Raw genomic sequence first — 18,672 nt, 5'->3', positions numbered from 1 at the left:
CTATTCCCAAGTCCCGTACCCGCCAGTAAATACCTCGGGTAACACCCAAACCGGGGAGGCGTCATGAACGTCCTGCACCGCACCAGACCCAGCATCAGATGCGCCGTCGCCGTTGTCGCGGCGACGGCCGCCGCACTCGTCGGCCTGACCGCGCCGACCGCGTCCGCGGCACCCGCCGCCGCGGCCACCACCCCGCTCCCGCCCGACCTCGAGAAGATCCGCGCCGCCGAGGCCACCAAGCTCTACGGGGACCCGGCCGAGCGGCCCCTCGCCGACCGCAGGACCGCCCTCATCTCGCTCGGGGACAGCGAGATCTCGGGGGAGGGCGTCGGCACCTACGAGGCCGGCACGAACGGCCCGGACAACTGGTGTCACCGCTCGCCCGACTCCGCCATCCACCGCACCGGGATCCCGGCCGACGTGACGTACAACGTCTCCTGCTCGGGCGCGTACACCGGCAACATCCGCATCGGCGGCAGCAAGCAGTACGCCGACGAGCTGGTGCAGAGCGACGCTCTCGCCGTCAAGGCGCGCAACACGAAGATCAAGATGATCGTTCTCGTCGCGGGCGCCAACGACGACCTCCAGTTCGGTCCCGTCATGACCGACTGCGTGACCCGCTACCTCACCCTCCAGGGCGCGTGCGAGCCCAAGTACGCGCCGGGCTGGCAGGCCAGGGTCGACGGGCTCGTGCCCAAGGTCGAGTCGACCGTCGCCGACCTGAAGACCGTGATGCGCGGCGCGGGCTACGCCGACAGCGACTACAAGCTCGTCCTCATGGGTTACCCCAGCCCCATCGGCCCCGACATCCACGACAACCCCAACTTCCCCGGCAAGCTGCCCGGCGGCTGCCTCGGCTACGACTCCGACGCCGCCTGGGGCCGCAACGCGGCCGTGCCCGCCTTCGAGCGCGGCATGCGCAAGGCCGCCCAGGAGTCCGGCGCCCTCTACCTCGACAACTCCCGCCTCTTCCAGGGCCACGAGGTCTGCATGGAGGACGCCTGGGCCCGCGGCCTCTACGTGGACGTCTCCAACCCGTTCCCGCCCGACTCCAACTCCGTGCGCCAGTCCTTCCACCCGAACGCGCGCGGCCACGGCGCCTTCGCCTCCTGCCTCACCCAGCTCTACAACTCCGGCTACCAGGAGGCAGGTTGTGCCGATTCGGCCAGCACCGGCACCCCCAAGCTCTACAAGGGCGGCTGGGACGACGCGTACCGGCCACTGAAGAACGCGGGCACCGGCACGTGCGCCGACGCCAAGGGAGGAAGCAGCGCGAACAACACCGCCGTCATCGGCTGGGACTGCTCCGGGACCCGTAACCAGGGCTGGTGGTACGACACCGCCGGCCGGTCCCTGCACTCCGAACTCACCCAGGACCGCTGCGTGGACGTCCCCGACAGCGCCTACAAGGCGGGCACGGCCCTCGTCCTGTGGAACTGCCACGGCGGCACCAACCAGCAGTTCGTCCGCCAGGGCGACACCCTGCGCCCGGCCGCCTCGACGGGCCTGTGCCTGACCCTCGCCTCGGCGAAGGACAACGTACGGCTCCAGAACTGTGACGGCTCGGCGGGCCAGCGGTTCGCATGACCTTTTCGTAGACAGCACAAAGGCCGCCCGTCGCCGTGACGGCGACGGGCGGCCCTACTGGCGTGCGTCAGGTGTTACGCGAGGCCGGGGCCGCGCACCGGGATGCTGGTGAACGTGGGCGCCGGGGCCGGGTCCTTGAAGAAGTCGTTGCCCTTGTCGTCCACGACGACGAACGCCGGGAAGTCCTCGACCTCGATCTTCCAGACCGCCTCCATGCCGAGCTCCTCGTACTCGACGACCTCGACCTTCTTGATGCAGTCCTGCGCGAGACGGGCGGCCGGGCCGCCGATCGAGCCGAGGTAGAAGCCGCCGTGCGCGCTGCACGCGTCGGTGACCTGCTGCGAGCGGTTGCCCTTGGCCAGCATGACCTTCGAGCCGCCCGCCGCCTGGAACTGCTCGACGTAGGAGTCCATGCGGCCGGCCGTGGTCGGACCGAAGGAACCGGACGCGTAACCCTCCGGGGTCTTCGCCGGGCCCGCGTAGTACACCGGGTGGTCCTTCAGGTACTGCGGCATCTCCTCGCCCGCGTCCAGGCGCTCCTTGATCTTGGCGTGCGCGATGTCGCGGGCCACGACCAGGGGGCCGGTCAGGGAGAGGCGGGTCTTGACCGGGTACTTCGTCAGCGCGGCGAGGATGTCGTCCATCGGCTGGTTCAGGTCGATCTTCACGACGTCGCCCTCTTCGAGGTGCTCGTCCGTGGTCTCCGGCAGGAAGCGCGCCGGGTCCGTCTCCAGCTGCTCCAGGAAGACGCCCTCGGCGGTGATCTTCGCGACGGCCTGGCGGTCGGCCGAGCAGGACACGGCGATCGCGACCGGGCAGGAGGCGCCGTGCCGCGGCAGGCGCACCACGCGCACGTCGTGGCAGAAGTACTTGCCGCCGAACTGCGCGCCGATGCCGATCTTCTGCGTCAGCTCGAAGACCTTCTCCTCCAGCTCCTTGTCACGGAAGCCGTGGCCGAGCTCGGAGCCCTCGGCGGGGATCTCGTCCAGGTAGTGCGCGGAGGCGTACTTCGCGGTCTTCAGCGCGTACTCGGCGGACGTGCCGCCGACGACGATCGCCAGGTGGTACGGCGGGCAGGCCGCCGTGCCGAGCGAACGGATCTTCTCCTCCAGGAACTTCATCATCGAGCCCTCGTTGAGGACCGCCTTCGTCTCCTGGTAGAGGAAGGACTTGTTGGCCGAGCCGCCGCCCTTGGCCATGATCAGGAACTTGTAGGCGCCGCCGTCGGCCGCGTACAGCTCGATCTGCGCCGGCAGGTTCGAGCCGGTGTTCTTCTCGTCCCACATGTTCAGCGGGGCCATCTGCGAGTAGCGCAGGTTCAGGTTCTTGTACGCGTCGTAGATGCCGCGCGACAGAGCCGCCTCGTCGCCGCCCTCCGTGAGCACGTTCTGGCCGCGCTTGCCCATGACGATCGCGGTGCCGGTGTCCTGGCACATGGGGAGCACGCCGGCCGCCGCGATGTTTGCGTTCTTCAGCAGGTCGAGCGCGACGAACTTGTCGTTGCCCGACGCCTCCGGGTCGTCGATGATGCGGCGCAGCTGGGCGAGGTGGGCCGGGCGCAGGTAGTGCTGGATGTCGTGGATCGCCTCTTCGGCGAGCTTGCGCAGCGCCTCCGGCTCGACCTTCAGGAACGTACGGCCGTCCGGCCCTTCGGCGGTCGAGACACCCTCCGTGGTCACCAGGCGATAGGGGGTGGTGTCCTCGCCCTGGGGGAGCAGATCGGTGTACGCGAACTCAGGCATCTCGCCCATTCCTCTTTCGGCCGTTAGCAGCTGGCATCCATTGGCAGCGCCAACCAGCGTAGAACCTGACGGCCCGGCCGAACCTGTGAGGTAAGGCTCAGTTCCCACCGTCGCCCCCTAGTCGCGATCTATCGCGTTTGGGTACGCTGGCCCGGTGGACCTTGAGAAGCGCCCCGAGCAGCCCGCGCCGCAGACCGATCTGCGTGCCTCCGACGCCGACCGCGACCGCACCGCGGACATTCTGCGCGAGGCCCTCGCGGAGGGCCGGCTCACCGCGGAGGAGCACGCCGAGCGGATCGACGGGGTGTACCGCGCCAAGACCCACGCCGAGCTGGAGCCCCTCGTCAGGGACCTGCCCGGCGCCCACACCCAGCATCGGCCCGCGGCCTCCTCGCCGGCCCCGAACCGCCCCACCATGGGCGCGGTCCCCGCGGTCGCCGACGAGAACCTGGTCGCCGTCTTCAGCACCTCGGCCCGCAAAGGCCGCTGGCGCGTGGGCCGCAGGACCCACGCGTACGCCATCTTCGGCAACATCGAGATCGACCTCAGCGAGGCGATCTTCGAGTACCAGCAGGTCGTGATCAAGGCGGTCTCCGTCTTCGGGAACGTGGAGGTCCGCGTCCCGGAGAACATCTCGCTGCGCGGCAGCGGCGGCGGCGTCCTCGGCAACTTCGAGGTGGACACTCTCGACTCGGCCGACCCGGACGCGCCCGTGGTCTACGTCGACGGCATCGCGGTCCTCGGCAACATCGAGGCCAAGCCCAAGCGCGGCAAGCGCCTGCGCGATCTGCACGACCGCAGGCGCAAACACCTCGACGGCTGACCCGCCTCCGGGGCGGCGGACGCAGGGCTCGGGCGCGGCTGCCCGGGGCCGGGGAACTCCCGTCCTTCGGAACTCAGTGCATAGGCGCGCACACAGCGGGTAGAGGTTGCTGCATCGTCGCTCGCTCGCGAAGCCGTCGTCAGGAGTAGACCGTGCTGCATCCGCCGCATCAGTCCCTGCAGGTCGCCGCCGTCCCCCCGCAGCGGGGGCCAGTGCGAGATCGGGACCAGGACGCCCCGTGGCACACGGAGGCCGTGTGCAGGCGCGACGAAGCCGGCCTTTTCTTCGCCCCTTCCAAGGAGCCGACCGCGGCCCGCCTGTCCCGCGAGGAGGCGGCCAAGCGCGTCTGCGCCCGCTGCCCCGTGATGGTCGAATGCCGCGAGCACGCGCTCCTTCAGCCCGAGCCCTACGGGGTGTGGGGCGGCCTCACCGCCGCCGAGCGCCGCGTGGCCCTCGCCCGCAGGCGCCGGCGCGAGGTCGAGCTCCAGAAGGCGACGAGCTCGGTCGACCAGATCCGCGCGGCCGGCTGACGACCCTCTCGATACGCGAATGGGGCGCCCCTCCGCACAAAGGGGCGCCCCGAACGCGTAAGGGGAAAAGAACTTGCCTGGCGCGACTTGCCGGTTGCGACCTACTTGGCGCGGTCGAAGTCGATCGCGCTGTACGCGCGCAGCTTCGACAGGCGGTGCCGCGAGTCGATCTGACGGATCGTGCCCGACTTGGACCGCATCACCAGCGAGGACGTGGTGGCGCTCTCGGCGCCGTAGCGGACGCCGCGCAGCAGCTCGCCGTCCGTGATGCCGGTGGCGACGAAGAACACGTTCTCGCCGGAGACCAGGTCGTTCGTCGACAGGACCCGGTCCAGGTCGTGGCCCGCGTCGATCGCCTTCTGCCGCTCCGCGTCGTCCTTGGGCCACAGCTTGCCCTGGATGACACCGCCCAGGCACTTGATGGCGCACGCCGAGATGATGCCCTCGGGGGTGCCGCCGATGCCCAGGAGCAGGTCGATGCCGCTGTCCTCGCGCACCGCGAGCACGGAGCCCGCGACATCGCCGTCGGAGATCAGCTTGATCCGGGCGCCGGCCTCGCGGACCTCCTTGATGATGCCCTCGTGGCGCGGCCGGTCCAGGATGACGACCGTGACGTCCTCGGGAGCGGCCCGCTTGGCCTTGGCGATACGGCGGATGTTCACCGCGACCGGGGCGTTGATGTCCACGTAGTCGGCGGCCTCGGGGCCGGCGACCAGCTTGTCCATGTAGAAGACGGCGGACGGGTCGAACATGGTGCCGCGGTCGGCGGCGGCCAGGACCGCGATGGCGTTCGGCATGCCCTTGGCGCAGAGCGTCGTGCCGTCGATCGGGTCCACGGCGATGTCGACCTCGGCGCTCGTGCCGTCGCCGACGCGCTCCCCGTTGTAGAGCATCGGGGCTTCGTCCTTCTCGCCCTCACCGATGACGACGACGCCGTTCATCGAGACGGTGGAGACGAGGGTGCGCATGGCGCGCACGGCGGCGCCGTCCGCCCCGTTCTTGTCGCCGCGGCCGACCCAGCGGCCGGCGGCCATGGCCGCGGCCTCGGTGACCCGGACGAGCTCCAGGGCGAGGTTCCGGTCGGGAGCCTCCGCGGGGACTTCGAGTTCGGACGGCAACTGGTGATGCTCGGTCATCGAGACGCACCTTTCTGATACGACGACGGCCGGATGAGGGTGATGGCCCCGACTCTATCGTCAGGCCGACAAAATGAGCAGAGGGCCCCACGTATGAGCAGACCGGGCCCACGTGCGGTGATCGCTCACGTACCTGCGACGATGGGGGCGTGGCAGGTACCAAAGGCAAGAAGACCGTGGGCAGTCTGGTCCTCTCGATGGGCGCGACCGTCATCGCGGCGGCAGGCATCTACGTGTTCGTCCCGCACGACAACTCCGGCACCCCGCCGGTGAAGCGCGTGGACTACCGCGTGGAGCTGCTGACGGCGCGACGCGCCGCTCCGTACCCGGTGGCGGCGCCCGAGGGGCTCGCGAAGTCCTGGAAGGCGACGTCGGTGCGGTTCCAGGGCTCGAACTTCGACGCCTGGCACCTAGGCTTCCACGACGCCGACGGCCAGTACGTGGGCATCGAGCAGTCCACCGAGAAGGCGTCGGCCTTCATCGACCGGGCGAGCCAGGGCGCCACCGAGACCAGCGCGACGCAGCGCATCGGCGGCGAGACCTGGCGGCGCTACAAGGGCGGCCAGTACGACGCCCTGGTGCTCAAGGCCGACAAGTCGACAACCGTAGTGACCGGCACGGCGTCGTTCGCGCAGCTGACGAAGATGGCCGAGGCGCTGCGGACGAAGTAGGTACTTCCGGGATTTCCGCGCAGGGGATCTCAGGGAATTCGGCGCATGGGAAAGGCCCCCGGCTGTTGCCGGGGGCCTTTCCTTTCCCGTGATGTGTGCGGGAGTACTCAGATCGTGGTGATGACCTGGTCGTGCTCCAGGCGCGGGGAGCGCGGGAACCAGGCGTCCTCGCCCGGCTTGCCGATGTTGATGACCATCAGCGGGGTGTGGTCGTCGTCCAGGAACTCCTTCTGGACACCGGCGAAGTCGAGGCCGGTCATCGGGCCCGCGGCCAGGCCGGCGGCGCGGACGCCGATGATGAAGTACGCGGCCTGGAGGGTGGCGTTCAGGGCGGCGGCGCCCTCACGGGCCGGGCGCTCCGCGAAGAAGACGTCCTTGGCCTGCGGGAAGTGCGGGAACAGCGCCGGGAGCTCCTCGTGGAACTCGTTGTCCGCGGAGAGGATCGCGACCAGCGGGGCGGACGCCGTCTTCGGACGGTTGCCCTCGGCCATGTGCTGCACGAGGCGCTCGCGGGCCTCGGGGGAGCGGACCAGCGTGATGCGCAGCGGCGACTGGTTGAACGCCGTCGGGCCGAACTTGACCAGGTCGTAGATCGCCTGGACCTGCTCGTCGGTCACCGGCTCGTCGGTGAAGGTGTTCGCGGTGCGGGCCTCGCGGAACAGCAGGTCCTGGGCGGCGGGGTCAAGAACGAGAGACATGGATCAACCTTCTCGATACGTACGTGCTGGGGGTGCGGCCGGTCCGTCGCGACGCTGCGAACGGATCGGCCGTTGCACACGACAGTACGTCGGCACCGTTTAACTTTCAACCAAACCTGGGCTCTCGTGACCCGCCTCACAAGCCCCGCGGGTGCGCCCCGCTCACTCCTCCTCGTCCGCGCCCCCGTCCGGACCGGACTCCGCCAGCGCCGCGTCCAGGCGCGCCCGCGCCCCGTCCAGCCAGCGCCGGCACACCTTCGCCAGCTCCTCGCCCCGCTCCCACAGCGCGAGCGACTCCTCGAGCGACGTGCCGCCCGCCTCGAGCCGCCGGACGACCTCGATCAGCTCGTCCCGCGCCTGCTCGTAGCCGAGCCCGGCCTCGTCGGTCTTCGTGGTCATGCGTTCTCCTGCTTCCCGGTCTCGACCCGTACGTTCTCGTTCTCGACCAGTACGTTCTCGTTCTCGACCCGTACGGTGAATTCGCCCTCGGCGACCCGCGCCCGCAGTACCTCGTCCGCCGCCACGTCGTCCGCGGCGCGCACGACGTCCCCGTCGGCCTTCTGCAGCACCGCGTAACCCCGCTTGAGGGTCGCGGCGGGGGACAGGGCCACCACGCGCGCGTGCGTGTGCGACAGCTCCGACTCGGCGCGGTCGAGGAGGTGCCCGAGCGTGCGCCGACCGCGCTCGGCCAGCGACGTCACCTGCTCCTCGCGCACCTCGATCATGCGGTGGGGGTCCTCCATGACGGGCCGGGCGAGGGCGTGTCTGAGCCCGCGCTCCTCCCGGTCCACGAACGACTCGACGCTGCGCCGCGCCCGGTCCCGCAGCCCCTGCACCCGCTCGTACTCCTCGCCGACGTCCGGCACGACCTTCTTCGCGGCGTCGGTCGGTGTGGAGGCGCGCAGGTCCGCCACGTAATCGAGGAGCGGGTTGTCCGGCTCGTGGCCGATCGCCGAGACGACCGGCGTGCGGCAGGCGGCGACCGCCCGGACCAGTTGCTCGTCCGAGAACGGCAGGAGGTCCTCGACGCTGCCGCCGCCGCGCGCCACGATGATCACGTCGACGTCGTCGAGCGCGTCCAGCTCCTTGACCGCCTGCACGACCTGCGGCACGGCGTGCACGCCCTGGACCGGCACATTGCGCACCTCGAAGCGGACGGCGGGCCAGCGGTGCCGCGCGTTCTCCAGGACGTCCCGCTCGGCGGCCGACGCGCGCCCGCACACGAGCCCGATGAGCTGCGGCAGGAACGGCAGCGCCTTCTTGCGCTCGGGCGCGAAGAGCCCCTCACCGGTCAGGGTCTTCTTCAACTGCTCCAGCCTGGCGAGCAGTTCACCGACGCCCACCGGTCTGATCTCGGAGGCCCGCAGCGACAGCTGGCCGCGCGGCGCGTACCACTCCGGCTTCGCCTGGACGACGACGCGCGCGCCCTCGCTCACGACGTCCGCGACCGCGTCGAACACCTGGCGATAGCAGGTGACGCCGACCGAGATGTCGTGCGACGGGTCGCGCAGCGTCAGGAACACGACGCCGGCGCCGGGGCGCCGGGACAGCTGAGTGATCTGTCCCTCGACCCACACGGCACCGAGCCGGTCGATCCACCGCCCGATGAGCCGCGACACCTCCCCGACGGGCAGCGGGGCGTCCGCGGACGTATTCACAGCCATGCCGGTGAGCGTAGCCGCACCCACCGACAACGCTCCGTGACGCGAAGGGTGTACGGGGACGGGGTGGGCGCCAGTGCGTGCGCCGCAGCCGGACGCCCCGTCAGACCACCCGCCCGCCCCGCCGCCCCCTCTGTGCCACCAGCACCACGAGCCCCACCGCCAGCCAGATCGCGCCCACCACCTGGGCCGTGCCCGACGCCTCCGCGATCACGGCGACCGTGATGGCCGCGCCGAGCACCGGCACGAGCAGATGCCGCCACCAGCTGAATGTCCCCCCGCCGCGCCGCACCACGAACCAGCCCACCACGCTCGCGTGCAGCAGCACGAACGCCGTGAGAGCGCCGATGTCCACCACCGAGACCAGATGGTCCAGGCCGTCGTCCCTGCGGGCCGCCCAGACCGCCGCGACCAGCGTCACCACCGCCGCGCACAGCAGCGCGACCCGCGGGACCCCGGAGTCCGCCCGCGCCAGCGCCTTCGGCAGCCGCCTGTCGCGGGCCATCGCGAACAGCAGCCGTCCGGCCGCCGCCTGCCCGGCCAGCGCCGCGAACGCCGCGCCGATCGCCTTGCTGACCGCCACCAGGTCGTGCAGCCACCCGCCGACCGACACGTCGATCGCGTCGTAGAAGGCGGACCCCTGTCTGGCCGGGTCCGCGGCGAGCTCCGCCGACGACACCGGTTCGAGGAGCGCCACGAGATAGGTCTGCGCGATGAACAGCACACCCGCGAGCGCCAGACAGAACAGCACCGCCCGTGCCACCTTCGCCGAGCCTCCCGTGACCTCCTCCGCGAACGACACGATCGCGTCGAAGCCCAGATACGAGAGCACGGCGACGGACACCGCGCCGACGACCGCCGACAGCGCGAACGCACCCTGCGACCCGTCCCCGGTCAGCGGCGACAGCCAGCCGCGCTCCGCCCCGTCGCGTACGAGTACGACGATCGCCGACCCGAGGAACACGAGCAGCACGACGATCTCCATCGCCAGGACCGCGAAGCCGACCCGGGCCGCCGCCCGCACGCCCCACAGGTTCAGGAGCGTCGTGATGATCACGGCCAGAGCCGTCCACACCCAGCGCGACACCGACGGCACCAGGGCGTTCATCGCGATCCCGGAGAAGAGATAGGCGACCGCCGGGATGAGGAGGTAGTCGAGCATCGCCATCCACCCGGCGATGAACCCCGGCGCCTCACCGAGCCCCACGCGCGCGTAGGTGAAGACAGAGCCGGCCTGCGGGGCGACCCGCACCATCTGCGCGTAGCTGAACGCGGTGAACGCCATCGCGACCGTCGCGACGACGTACACCAGAGCGACGGCGCCGTGCGACCTGGCGTCGAGCGTGCCGAAGATGCCGACCGGGGCCATCGGGGCGATGAACAGGAGCCCGTAGACGACGAGGTCCCGGAAGCCGAGGCTGCGCCGCAGCGTTTCTTCCCCGGCGGGCGGCGGCCCGTCTTCCCCGGCTGGTGGAGCGGTGTGGGCGGACATCGGGCCTCCGTTTGCCGCGCACGGTGTCGCGCACGGGCCCTCAGTCTCGCCAAGCGGTGGATCTTTGACCTGTTGGACACGGCCTTACGATGGTGGGCATGACTGCTACGACTGGCCCCCGCCGCGTCCTGCTCGCCGCCCCCCGGGGCTACTGCGCCGGTGTGGACCGTGCCGTGATCGCCGTCGAGAAGGCCCTCGAGCAGTACGGGGCCCCGATCTATGTCCGCCACGAGATCGTCCACAACAAGTACGTCGTGCAGACCCTGGAGAAGAAGGGCGCGATCTTCGTCGAGCGGACCCAGGAGGTCCCCGAGGGCTCCATCGTGATGTTCTCGGCGCACGGCGTCGCGCCCGTCGTCCACGACGAGGCCGCAGCCGGCAAGCTCGCCACCATCGACGCGACCTGCCCGCTCGTCACCAAGGTCCACAAGGAAGCCGTCCGCTTCGCCAAGGAGGACTACGACATCCTCCTGATCGGCCACGAGGGCCACGAAGAGGTCATCGGCACCTCGGGCGAGGCCCCCGACCACATCACGCTGGTCGACGGCCCCGAGGACGTGGCGAACGTGGAGGTGCGGGACGAGTCGAAGGTCGTCTGGCTCTCCCAGACCACGCTCTCCGTGGACGAGACCATGGAGACGGTCGACGCCCTCAAGAGCAAGTTCCCGAACCTGCTCTCGCCGCCCAGCGACGACATCTGCTACGCCACGCAGAACCGCCAGATCGCGGTGAAGAAGCTGGCCGAGGACGCCGAGCTCGTCATCGTCGTCGGCTCCAAGAACTCCTCCAACTCGATCCGCATGGTCGAGGTCGCCCTGGACGCCGGCGCGCCCGCCGCCCACCTGGTGGACTTCGCCGCCGAGATCGACGAGGCCTGGCTCGAGGGCGTCACCACGGTCGGCCTCACCTCCGGCGCCTCGGTCCCCGACGTGCTGGTGGACGGCGTACTGGAGTGGCTGGCCGAGCGCGGTTACGGTGACGTGGAGACCGTGAAGACCGCCGACGAGTCGATCACCTTCTCCCTGCCGAAGGAGCTCCGCCGTGACCTGCGCGCGGAGGCCGCGGCGCTCGTGGGGGACGACTCCTTCGAGAAGTGACGTTGAGCCACTCGTCGTAACGTGGTGCCCATGCAGATCTTCGGCGTGGACATCGGCGGATCAGGGATCAAGGGCGCACCCGTTGGCCTGGACCGCGGAGACCTGGCACAGGAGCGGTTCAAGGTCCTGACCCCGCACCCGGCCACACCCGACGGCGTGGCCGACGGGGTGAAGCAGGTCGTCGAGCACTTCAGCACGCGGCCCGACCGGGTCGGCATCACCTTCCCCGGCGTCGTCACGGGCGGCGCCATGATCCGTACGGCCGCCAATGTCGACAAGTCGTGGATCGACGTCGACGCCCGCGCCCTCCTCGGCGAGCGGCTGGACGGGCTCCCGGTGACGGTCCTCAACGACGCGGACGCGGCCGGCGTCGCCGAGATGCACTTCGGCGCGGGCCGCGGCCGCAAGGGCGTGGTGCTGCTCCTCACCTTCGGCACCGGCATCGGCAGCGCCCTGTTCATCGACGGACAACTCGTCCCGAACACCGAGCTCGGCCATCTGGAGCTGCACGGCCACGACGCCGAGAAGCACGCCTCGACGAAGGCGAAGGAAGACCACGACCTGAGCTGGGAACACTGGGCACACCGGGTCCAGAAGTACCTGGCGCACGTCGAGATGCTGTTCTCCCCCGAACTGTTCATCATCGGCGGCGGTGTCAGCCGCAAGGCCGACAAGTTCCTGCCCCTGATCAAGGGCATCAAGGCGGAAATCGTCCCGGCGCAGCTCCAGAACAATGCGGGGATCGTGGGGGCGGCGATGGCGGCTGCGCAGCAGAAGTAGCGCAGGCAGCGCAGGTAGCGGACACGGGGGACGGGCCGTGCGGCGCCGGAGGACGCGCTAGGCCGTACGCCGCCGGGGGCGCGGGGCCGACGTCACCTGTTGTGCCGGCGTGCCCGGGGAGCCGGCGCGGGCCTGCGCGAGGGCTCGTCGGCGTGCCGCGCGCCGGGTCAGGTGGCGGATGCCGCGCACGGTCACGACGAGTCCGGTGACGAGCGTGCCGCCGTAGAGCCAGCCGGCGTGCATCGCGAGGGCCGTCACCAGCCCCATCACCTGCCCGCCGAACCCGCCCGAACCGTCGGCCACCGGCAGGATCCCGACGGCGAAGCCGATCGGCACGGCGACCGGCGCGCTCACCAGGTCGGCGCGCCGCACCCACATCGCCGTGAGCGCGCTGACCAGCAGGAACAGCACCCCGTACACGGAGACCGAGCCGTCGAACAGCAGCGCGTCCAGGCAGGCGAGCGCGAACATCGTGGCCGTGCAGAACAGTCCGCTGCCGAGACCGGTGAGGCGCGGATCGGGGAAGCGGCGCAGCGCGAGGACGACCGGCGGCACGGGGCGCGGCGCCTTGCCGCCGCCCTTGGCCGACGCCCGGTACACCGTGCCGGAACCGGACCCGGAGGGTCCGTCGCGTCCGTCGCTGCCGCCCTGCGCCTGCGGGGGGAGCGGGGACGTGCGGCGGGTCCGGTTCTGCGGGGTGCGCGGCGGAGTGCGACTGGGTTGTTCCACCGCACCAACTTAGGTCGGGTTATGTGTGGAATCCGCTCCGGGACACGCGGTTTCGCCGACCTTGGCCAAGCGTTTGATACGGCGCCGGGGGGTGGCGCGGCAGACCGTAGACTGGGGGTCCTCCATCCTCACGTACGGGAAGTCGCAACGTGTCGCTCACGATCGGAATCGTCGGCCTGCCGAATGTCGGCAAGTCGACCCTGTTCAACGCCCTGACCAAGAACGACGTGCTGGCGGCCAACTACCCGTTCGCCACGATCGAGCCGAACGTGGGCGTGGTCGGTGTCCCCGACCCCCGCCTCGCCAAGCTCGCCGCGGTCTTCGGCTCCCAGAAGATCCTCCCGGCGACGGTCGACTTCGTCGACATCGCGGGCATCGTGCGCGGCGCCTCCGAGGGTGAGGGTCTGGGCAACAAGTTCCTCGCGAACATCCGCGAGTCGGACGCGATCTGCCAGGTCATCCGCGCCTTCAAGGACGAGAACGTCGTACACGTCGACGGCAAGGTCTCGCCCAAGGACGACATCGAGACGATCAACACGGAGCTGATCCTCGCGGACCTCCAGTCCGTCGAGAAGCAGGTCCCGCGCCTCCAGAAGGAGTCCCGCCTCCAGAAGGAGAAGGTCGCGGTGCTCGCCGCGGTCGAGGAGGCGCAGAAGATCCTCGAGTCCGGCACCACGCTCTTCGCCGCGGGCATCACCGCCGGCACGGAGAAGGGCCGCCTGCTCCACGAGCTGCACCTCCTCACCACCAAGCCCTTCCTCTACGTGTTCAACGTGGACGAGGACGAGCTGGTCGACGAGGACTTCAAGAACGAGCAGCGCGCCCTGGTCGCCCCCGCCGAGGCGATCTTCCTGAACGCCAAGATCGAGTCGGAGCTGATCGAGCTCGACGACGACGAGGCCCTCGAACTGCTCCAGTCGATGGGCCAGGACGAGCCCGGCCTGGCCACGCTCGGCCGCGTCGGCTTCGACACCCTCGGCCTCCAGACATACCTGACGGCAGGCCCGAAGGAAACGCGCGCCTGGACCATCAAGAAGGGCGCCACGGCCCCCGAGGCGGCCGGCGTCATCCACACCGACTTCCAGAAGGGCTTCATCAAGGCGGAGGTCATCTCCTTCGACGACCTGATGGAGACGGGCTCGGTCGCCGAGGCCCGCGCCAAGGGCAAGGCCCGCATGGAGGGCAAGGACTATGCGATGCAGGACGGGGACGTGGTGGAGTTCCGCTTCAACGTCTGATCCGCCTCACTCGCACGTCAACCAGGGCCCGCCTCTTCTGAGGCGGGCCCTGGTCCGGTTCTGGTTCGCCACAGTCCCGGCCCACCCCGCCGCCCCCGCTCGTTATGGTCAGTCCTGTGACGCACCCAGTACTGGCCACCCCGACCGCCCCCGCCCCCCTGGACCCCCTCGACCGGCGCATCGTTGCCGCCCTGCAGATCGACGGGCGGGCGTCGTGGCGGCGGATCGCGGCCGCGATCGGGGAGCCCGAGCGGAAGGTGGCGCGGAGGGGGCTGCGGTTGCTGGAGAGTGGGGACGTGGCCGTGCGGGGGCTCGTCGTGCGGGGGGAGACCGTGATCCTGCGGATGACCTGCCGGCCGGGGTCGGTGCGCGACGCGGCCGTGGCGGCCGCCCGGCGGGCGGACTGCATCTTCTCGTACGCGCTCGCGGGACCGGTCGACTGCGTGGCTGAACTCCAGTTTCCGCAGGGGCAGTTGGGGCCGTTGATGCTCGACGAGGTGCCCGCGCTGCCCGGCCTCTTCTCGCAGAGCGTGTCGCCGGTGCTGCGGTACTTCAGGACCGTGCACGAGTGGTCGCCGGGGATCCTCGACGCCGGGGAGATCGAGGCGCTCGGCGGGCCGTCCGGGACCGTCGACGAGATCGGGCTGCCGGAGGTCGAGGTCGGGCCCGAGGAGCGGGCGATCCTGGGGGCGCTCGCCGAGGACGGGCGGCGTACCCATGAGGACCTGGCCGCCGTCGCCGGCGTCTCCGTGGCGACCGCCCGCCGCCGCGTCGAGACGCTGACCCGCGACGGGCACGTGAGCATCCGGGCCGCCGTCGAGCCCGCGCTGCTCGGCCTCCCGGTCGAGGCGCTCCTGTGGATCAGGACCCGGCCCGACGAGGTCGAGCAGGTGGGCCGGCTGCTCGTCGAGTCGCCGCTCGTGCGGTACGCCGCCGTGGTCATGGGTGAGCACCAGCTCCTGGTCGACGTGACGCAGCCGTCGAAGGCCGCGCTGTACGAGTTCCTGACCGCCTCGCCCTGGGTGCGGCATGTGGAGGCCGTGCAGTCGCATCTGGTGGTCGACGCGTTCAAGCGCAGCGGGGTGGAGTTTCCGACGTCCAGCAGGCGCTCGTAACGTGCCGTGACGTGACTGAAATCTTCACAGGTGAAGGAGTGGCGTCCTAAAAGTTCATAGGGGCTTAGGTGTTGACTGAAACGGTCAGTGGCTTCAGTGTGGTGCACCACGCACGCCGCTGCCCAGGACCCGTCCGGTCCAGCGCGGCGACGTCCCCCGCGCCCGCTGCCCTAGGACTGCCATGCCCGCTTCCACCGGTCCCGCCGATTCCGCTCCCCTACAGGACGAACTCTGCGTCCTCGACGCCGTCGACCTCGCGGCGCGCGTCCGTCGTGGTGAGCTGTCGGCCCGCGAGGTCGTCCAGGCCCACCTCGACCGCATCGAACGCCTCAACCCCGCCGTCAACGCGATCGTCACCCTGGACCCCGAGGGCGCCCTCGCCGCGGCCGCCGCCGCCGACGAGCGTCAGGCGCGCGGTGAGGAGCTCGGACCGCTGCACGGCCTGCCCATCGCGTTCAAGGACACCCACCTCACCCGCGGCATGCGCACCACGCACGGCTCGCCCCTCTTCGCCGAGCACGTCCCCGACGAGGACGAGCTGCTCGTGCGGCGCATCCAGGACGCGGGCGCCATCCGCATCGGCAAGACCAACGTCCCCGAGTTCGCCGCCGGTTCGCACACCTTCAACCCCGTCTTCGGCGCGACCAGGAACCCGTACGACACGAAGCGGTCGGCGGGCGGCAGCAGTGGCGGGGCCGCGGCCGCGCTCGCCGCCGGGTTCCAGCCGCTCGCCGACGGCAGCGACATGGGCGGCTCCCTGCGCAACCCGGCGTCCTTCTGCAACGTCGTCGGCCTGCGTCCCACCCCCGGCCGCGTCCCCTCGCACCCGGCCGGCAACCTGTGGGAGACCCTCGCCGTCGCCGGGCCCATGGGGCGCACCGTCGCCGACACCGCGCTGCTGCTGTCCGTCATGGCCGGGCCCGACCCGCGCGTCCCGATCTCCCTGGAGGGGCCGGGCGCGCCCTTCCGCGCACCGCTCGGGCGGGACGCGGCCGGGCTGCGGGTGGCGTTCGCGCCCGACCTCGGCGGGCGGGTCGCCGTCGACCGCGACGTGCGCGACGTCTTCGAGCGGCAGGCCGAGGTCTTCGAGGAACTCGGCTGCGTCGTCGCCGAGGACTGCCCCGACCTGGACGGCGCCGAGGACGTCTTCCGCACGCTGCGCGCCCAGGAGTTCAACCAGGGCCTCGGCGCGCTCCTCGACAGTGACCGCGCCTCCCTGAAGGGCAGCCTCGTCTGGAACATCGAGGAGGGGCGGCGCCTGACCGGCGCCGACCTCGCCCGCGCGACCGCCGAGCACGCCCGCATCCACCTCGCGGCCGTCGGCTTCTTCGAGCGCTACGACGTACTGGTCGCGCCCGTCAGTCAGGTCACCCCCTTCGACGTGGAGGCGGAGTACCCGACCGTCATCGACGGGCAGCCGCAGCACACCTATCTCGACTGGATGCGCTCGGCGTACTTCCTCTCCGTCCTGGGCGCGCCCGCCCTCTCCGTACCGGCCGGCTTCACCGGAGCCGGGCTCCCCGTCGGGCTCCAGATCGTCGGCCCGCCCCGCGCCGAGCGGACCGTGCTCGAGGTCGGCGCCGCCTACGAGGCCGCCACCGGGCACGGACGCCGTCGCCCCTCCCTCCCGTAGCCGTACCTCCCGTAGCCCTCCCTCCCGTAGCCGTACCTTCCGCAGCTGTATGGAGCCCTGATGAGAAAACCGCACGTGATCTGGGCCGTCGTGCCCGTACTGGCTTTCCTCAGCACCCCGTTCCTGCCCTTCGTCAACGGCCCGCACCTCTGGTTCGGCATCCCCTCGGTCCTGGCCTGGTGCCTGCTGTGGACGGCCGGTACGACGGCGTCGCTCGCCCTCGTCGAGCACCTCGCGCACAACGACGAACGCGACGACCGCGAGACCCGCGACGAGGCCGAGGAGGCCGCCGCATGAACACCACCATGACCATCACTCTCATCGGCATGGTCTCCATCGCCGTCGTCGGCGTGAGCGGGCGCAGACCGCGCAGCGGGGAACTCGGCGAATGGACGGTGGGGAAACGGAAGTTCTCCACCTTCACCACCTGGTTCCTCCAGGCGGGCGAGTCCTTCACGACCTTCAGCTTCCTCGGCCTCGCCGGCATCGCCTTCGGCGGAGGTGTCGCCGCCGCGTTCGCGCTGTGCTACCTCGCGATCAACTTCACCCTGCAGTACTTCACCGCGCCCCGGATGCGTGAACTCGGCCGCGAGGGCGGGTACTTGACGCAGGCGGACTTCTTCACCGACCGCTACCGCAGCCCCCTGCTCGGCAAGGTCGTCGCCGTCGTCGGCGCCGTCTTCCTGCTGCCGTACCTCCAGCTCCAGATCACCGGCCTCGGCATGATCGTCCAGCTCGCGACCGGCAGCCGCACGGGCGGCAACCTGAGCATGGTCCTCGCGACCGTCCTCACCGTCGCCTTCGTCCTGTGGTCCGGGATCCGCGGCATCGCCCGCGTCGCCTACCTCAAGGACGCCCTGATGATCGTCGGGCTCGTGGTGCTGTTCGTCGGCGTCGCGGTCTCCGTGAAGGGCGGCATCGGCGGCCTGTTCGAGACCGTACGGGACAGCCACCCGCAGCTCCTGACGCTCCATCAGGACGGTTATGACTCCACCTTCTTCATCACCGCCATCATCATCTCCGGTATCGGCGGCGGACTCGGCACCATGGCCCACCTGTGGCCGCCGGTCCTCGCCGCCGGCAGTGGACGCGCCCTGCGCAAGAACGCGATCTGGCTGCCGCTCTACCAGATAGCCCTCGGCATCCCGGTGATCGTCGGCTTCGCCGGAATCCTCATGGTGAAGCCGGGCTCGCCCGCGAACTCCGTCGCCCTCACCCTCGCCGGGCAGACCCTGCCCGGCTGGCTCGTCGGCGTCGTCGCGGTCGCCGCGGCCTCGGCCGCCATGGTCCCCTCGGCGGCCATCGTCGTGGGCATCTCCAGCCTGCTGTCCCGCAATCTGCTGAGCGCGCGCAACGAACGTACGCAGCTGCGCACCAACCACCTCTGCGTGATCGCGGCCGCCGCACTCGCCCTGGTGCTCGGCCTGGCCCGGCCCGGGCTCCTGTCCGACCTGCTGCTCCTCACCTTCGGAGGCCTTTCCCAGCTCGCCCCGGCGATCGTCATGGGACTGGCGAAGAAGGTGCGGCTGGATGCCGTGCCCGCGCTGCTCGGCATCCTGACCGGCGTCGGTGTCCTGATCTGGCTCACCTTCGGGAGCGTGGACGTCGGCACGGTCGACACCGGGCTCATCGCGCTCGTCCCGAACCTGGTGGTGACGGCGGTCGCACAACTCGTGGTGCGGTCCCGCTCCCTGGCCGCCGTGCCGGCCGAGGCCAACTGACCGGCCGCCGGGCGCCGTC

At 70.7% G+C, this 18,672-nt stretch carries 18 protein-coding genes; 11 read left to right on the top strand and 7 right to left on the bottom strand.

Annotated features, from left to right (window positions below; all coding sequences use genetic code 11):
* The first annotated feature begins 63 nt into the window (after positions 1 to 63).
* On the top strand, positions 64 to 1,587 hold the full coding sequence (locus OHA58_RS12440) for a ricin-type beta-trefoil lectin domain protein (protein WP_405478755.1): 1,524 nt from the start codon (positions 64 to 66) through the stop codon (positions 1,585 to 1,587).
* 74 nt (positions 1,588 to 1,661) lie between these two features.
* On the opposite strand, the gene OHA58_RS12435 is transcribed toward OHA58_RS12440, so the two are convergent.
* Positions 1,662 to 3,329 (bottom strand): fumarate hydratase, encoded by a 1,668-nt coding sequence (locus tag OHA58_RS12435; protein ID WP_405478754.1) that lies wholly within the window; start codon positions 3,327 to 3,329, stop codon positions 1,662 to 1,664.
* A gap of 154 nt (positions 3,330 to 3,483) precedes the next feature.
* Between OHA58_RS12435 and OHA58_RS12430 the strand changes: the two genes are divergently transcribed.
* Both OHA58_RS12430 and OHA58_RS12425 read left to right on the top strand, forming a co-directional pair.
* Positions 3,484 to 4,152: a DUF1707 domain-containing protein gene (locus tag OHA58_RS12430; RefSeq protein WP_405478753.1), complete on the top strand. Its 669-nt coding sequence runs from the start codon at positions 3,484 to 3,486 to the stop codon at positions 4,150 to 4,152.
* A 152-nt stretch (positions 4,153 to 4,304) separates the two neighbouring features.
* Complete coding sequence (locus tag OHA58_RS12425) at positions 4,305 to 4,682, top strand: WhiB family transcriptional regulator (RefSeq protein WP_405478752.1); 378 nt, start codon at positions 4,305 to 4,307, stop codon at positions 4,680 to 4,682.
* 101 nt (positions 4,683 to 4,783) lie between these two features.
* On the opposite strand, the gene glpX is transcribed toward OHA58_RS12425, so the two are convergent.
* Positions 4,784 to 5,818, bottom strand: a complete 1,035-nt coding sequence (gene glpX / locus OHA58_RS12420; RefSeq protein ID WP_405478751.1) for a class II fructose-bisphosphatase — start codon at positions 5,816 to 5,818, stop codon at positions 4,784 to 4,786.
* Between the two features lie 149 nt (positions 5,819 to 5,967).
* Between glpX and OHA58_RS12415 the strand changes: the two genes are divergently transcribed.
* Complete coding sequence (locus tag OHA58_RS12415; protein WP_405478750.1) at positions 5,968 to 6,489, top strand: DUF4245 domain-containing protein; 522 nt, start codon at positions 5,968 to 5,970, stop codon at positions 6,487 to 6,489.
* Between the two features lie 107 nt (positions 6,490 to 6,596).
* Here the strand turns inward: OHA58_RS12415 and OHA58_RS12410 are convergent, their stop codons facing one another.
* From OHA58_RS12410 to OHA58_RS12395, 4 genes are all read right to left on the bottom strand, one after another.
* A complete protein-coding gene (locus tag OHA58_RS12410; protein ID WP_376614280.1) occupies positions 6,597 to 7,187 on the bottom strand; it encodes a malonic semialdehyde reductase in 591 nt (196 codons plus the stop codon).
* Between the two features lie 162 nt (positions 7,188 to 7,349).
* A complete protein-coding gene (locus OHA58_RS12405) occupies positions 7,350 to 7,586 on the bottom strand; it encodes an exodeoxyribonuclease VII small subunit (RefSeq protein WP_405478749.1) in 237 nt (78 codons plus the stop codon).
* The gene (gene xseA, locus OHA58_RS12400) at positions 7,583 to 8,851 is read right to left on the bottom strand and encodes an exodeoxyribonuclease VII large subunit (RefSeq protein WP_405478748.1); all 1,269 of its coding nucleotides are present in this window, start codon (positions 8,849 to 8,851) and stop codon (positions 7,583 to 7,585) included. Before xseA ends, OHA58_RS12405 begins: the two co-directional genes overlap by 4 nt.
* Positions 8,852 to 8,951: 100 nt before the next feature.
* On the bottom strand, positions 8,952 to 10,340 hold the full coding sequence (locus OHA58_RS12395) for an APC family permease (RefSeq protein ID WP_405478747.1): 1,389 nt from the start codon (positions 10,338 to 10,340) through the stop codon (positions 8,952 to 8,954).
* A gap of 98 nt (positions 10,341 to 10,438) precedes the next feature.
* On the opposite strand from OHA58_RS12395, the gene OHA58_RS12390 reads away from it, so the two are divergent.
* Together OHA58_RS12390 and ppgK are read left to right on the top strand one after the other, a co-directional pair.
* Positions 10,439 to 11,437 carry a 4-hydroxy-3-methylbut-2-enyl diphosphate reductase gene (locus tag OHA58_RS12390; RefSeq protein ID WP_405478746.1) on the top strand — a complete coding sequence of 333 codons (999 nt, stop codon included), beginning with the start codon at positions 10,439 to 10,441 and terminating at the stop codon, positions 11,435 to 11,437.
* A 30-nt stretch (positions 11,438 to 11,467) separates the two neighbouring features.
* A complete protein-coding gene (gene ppgK, locus OHA58_RS12385) occupies positions 11,468 to 12,217 on the top strand; it encodes a polyphosphate--glucose phosphotransferase (RefSeq protein ID WP_405478745.1) in 750 nt (249 codons plus the stop codon).
* A gap of 57 nt (positions 12,218 to 12,274) precedes the next feature.
* Here ppgK and OHA58_RS12380 read toward each other — a convergent pair whose 3' ends face one another.
* The gene (locus OHA58_RS12380) at positions 12,275 to 12,946 is read right to left on the bottom strand and encodes a DUF6542 domain-containing protein (RefSeq protein ID WP_405478744.1); all 672 of its coding nucleotides are present in this window, start codon (positions 12,944 to 12,946) and stop codon (positions 12,275 to 12,277) included.
* Positions 12,947 to 13,095: 149 nt separating this feature from the next.
* Between OHA58_RS12380 and ychF the strand changes: the two genes are divergently transcribed.
* The 5 genes from ychF (at position 13,096) to OHA58_RS12355 (ending at position 18,653) form a co-directional block, all read left to right on the top strand.
* Positions 13,096 to 14,184 (top strand): redox-regulated ATPase YchF, encoded by a 1,089-nt coding sequence (ychF, locus tag OHA58_RS12375; RefSeq protein ID WP_405478743.1) that lies wholly within the window; start codon positions 13,096 to 13,098, stop codon positions 14,182 to 14,184.
* A gap of 116 nt (positions 14,185 to 14,300) precedes the next feature.
* Positions 14,301 to 15,299 (top strand): Lrp/AsnC family transcriptional regulator, encoded by a 999-nt coding sequence (locus OHA58_RS12370; RefSeq protein WP_405478742.1) that lies wholly within the window; start codon positions 14,301 to 14,303, stop codon positions 15,297 to 15,299.
* A gap of 181 nt (positions 15,300 to 15,480) precedes the next feature.
* Positions 15,481 to 16,932, top strand: coding sequence for an amidase (locus OHA58_RS12365; RefSeq protein WP_405478741.1), 1,452 nt, complete (start codon positions 15,481 to 15,483; stop codon positions 16,930 to 16,932).
* Between the two features lie 60 nt (positions 16,933 to 16,992).
* Entirely contained in the window at positions 16,993 to 17,229 is a 237-nt protein-coding gene (locus OHA58_RS12360) for a hypothetical protein (RefSeq protein ID WP_405478740.1), read from the top strand.
* Positions 17,226 to 18,653: a sodium:solute symporter family transporter gene (locus OHA58_RS12355; protein WP_405478739.1), complete on the top strand. Its 1,428-nt coding sequence runs from the start codon at positions 17,226 to 17,228 to the stop codon at positions 18,651 to 18,653. The genes OHA58_RS12360 and OHA58_RS12355 overlap by 4 nt, the downstream gene beginning before the upstream one ends.
* Positions 18,654 to 18,672 lie beyond the last annotated feature (19 nt).

It is taken from the genome of Streptomyces sp. NBC_00009 (assembly GCF_045040855.1).
Classification (GTDB): Bacteria; Actinomycetota; Actinomycetes; order Streptomycetales; family Streptomycetaceae; genus Streptomyces; species Streptomyces aureus.
Note: the sequence above shows the minus strand (reverse complement) of the source record. Positions and strands in the feature narration are given on the sequence as shown.

Coding starts and splice junctions, on each gene's coding strand:
- OHA58_RS12440 (WP_405478755.1), top strand. CDS start 64: ATGAACGTCCTGCACCGCACCAGACCCAGCATCAGATGCGCCGTCGCC.
- OHA58_RS12435 (WP_405478754.1), bottom strand. CDS start 3,329: ATGCCTGAGTTCGCGTACACCGATCTGCTCCCCCAGGGCGAGGACACC.
- glpX (WP_405478751.1), bottom strand. CDS start 5,818: ATGACCGAGCATCACCAGTTGCCGTCCGAACTCGAAGTCCCCGCGGAG.
- OHA58_RS12410 (WP_376614280.1), bottom strand. CDS start 7,187: ATGTCTCTCGTTCTTGACCCCGCCGCCCAGGACCTGCTGTTCCGCGAG.
- OHA58_RS12405 (WP_405478749.1), bottom strand. CDS start 7,586: ATGACCACGAAGACCGACGAGGCCGGGCTCGGCTACGAGCAGGCGCGG.
- xseA (WP_405478748.1), bottom strand. CDS start 8,851: ATGGCTGTGAATACGTCCGCGGACGCCCCGCTGCCCGTCGGGGAGGTG.
- OHA58_RS12395 (WP_405478747.1), bottom strand. CDS start 10,340: ATGTCCGCCCACACCGCTCCACCAGCCGGGGAAGACGGGCCGCCGCCC.
- OHA58_RS12390 (WP_405478746.1), top strand. CDS start 10,439: ATGACTGCTACGACTGGCCCCCGCCGCGTCCTGCTCGCCGCCCCCCGG.
- ppgK (WP_405478745.1), top strand. CDS start 11,468: ATGCAGATCTTCGGCGTGGACATCGGCGGATCAGGGATCAAGGGCGCA.
- OHA58_RS12365 (WP_405478741.1), top strand. CDS start 15,481: ATGCCCGCTTCCACCGGTCCCGCCGATTCCGCTCCCCTACAGGACGAA.
- OHA58_RS12360 (WP_405478740.1), top strand. CDS start 16,993: ATGAGAAAACCGCACGTGATCTGGGCCGTCGTGCCCGTACTGGCTTTC.
- OHA58_RS12355 (WP_405478739.1), top strand. CDS start 17,226: ATGAACACCACCATGACCATCACTCTCATCGGCATGGTCTCCATCGCC.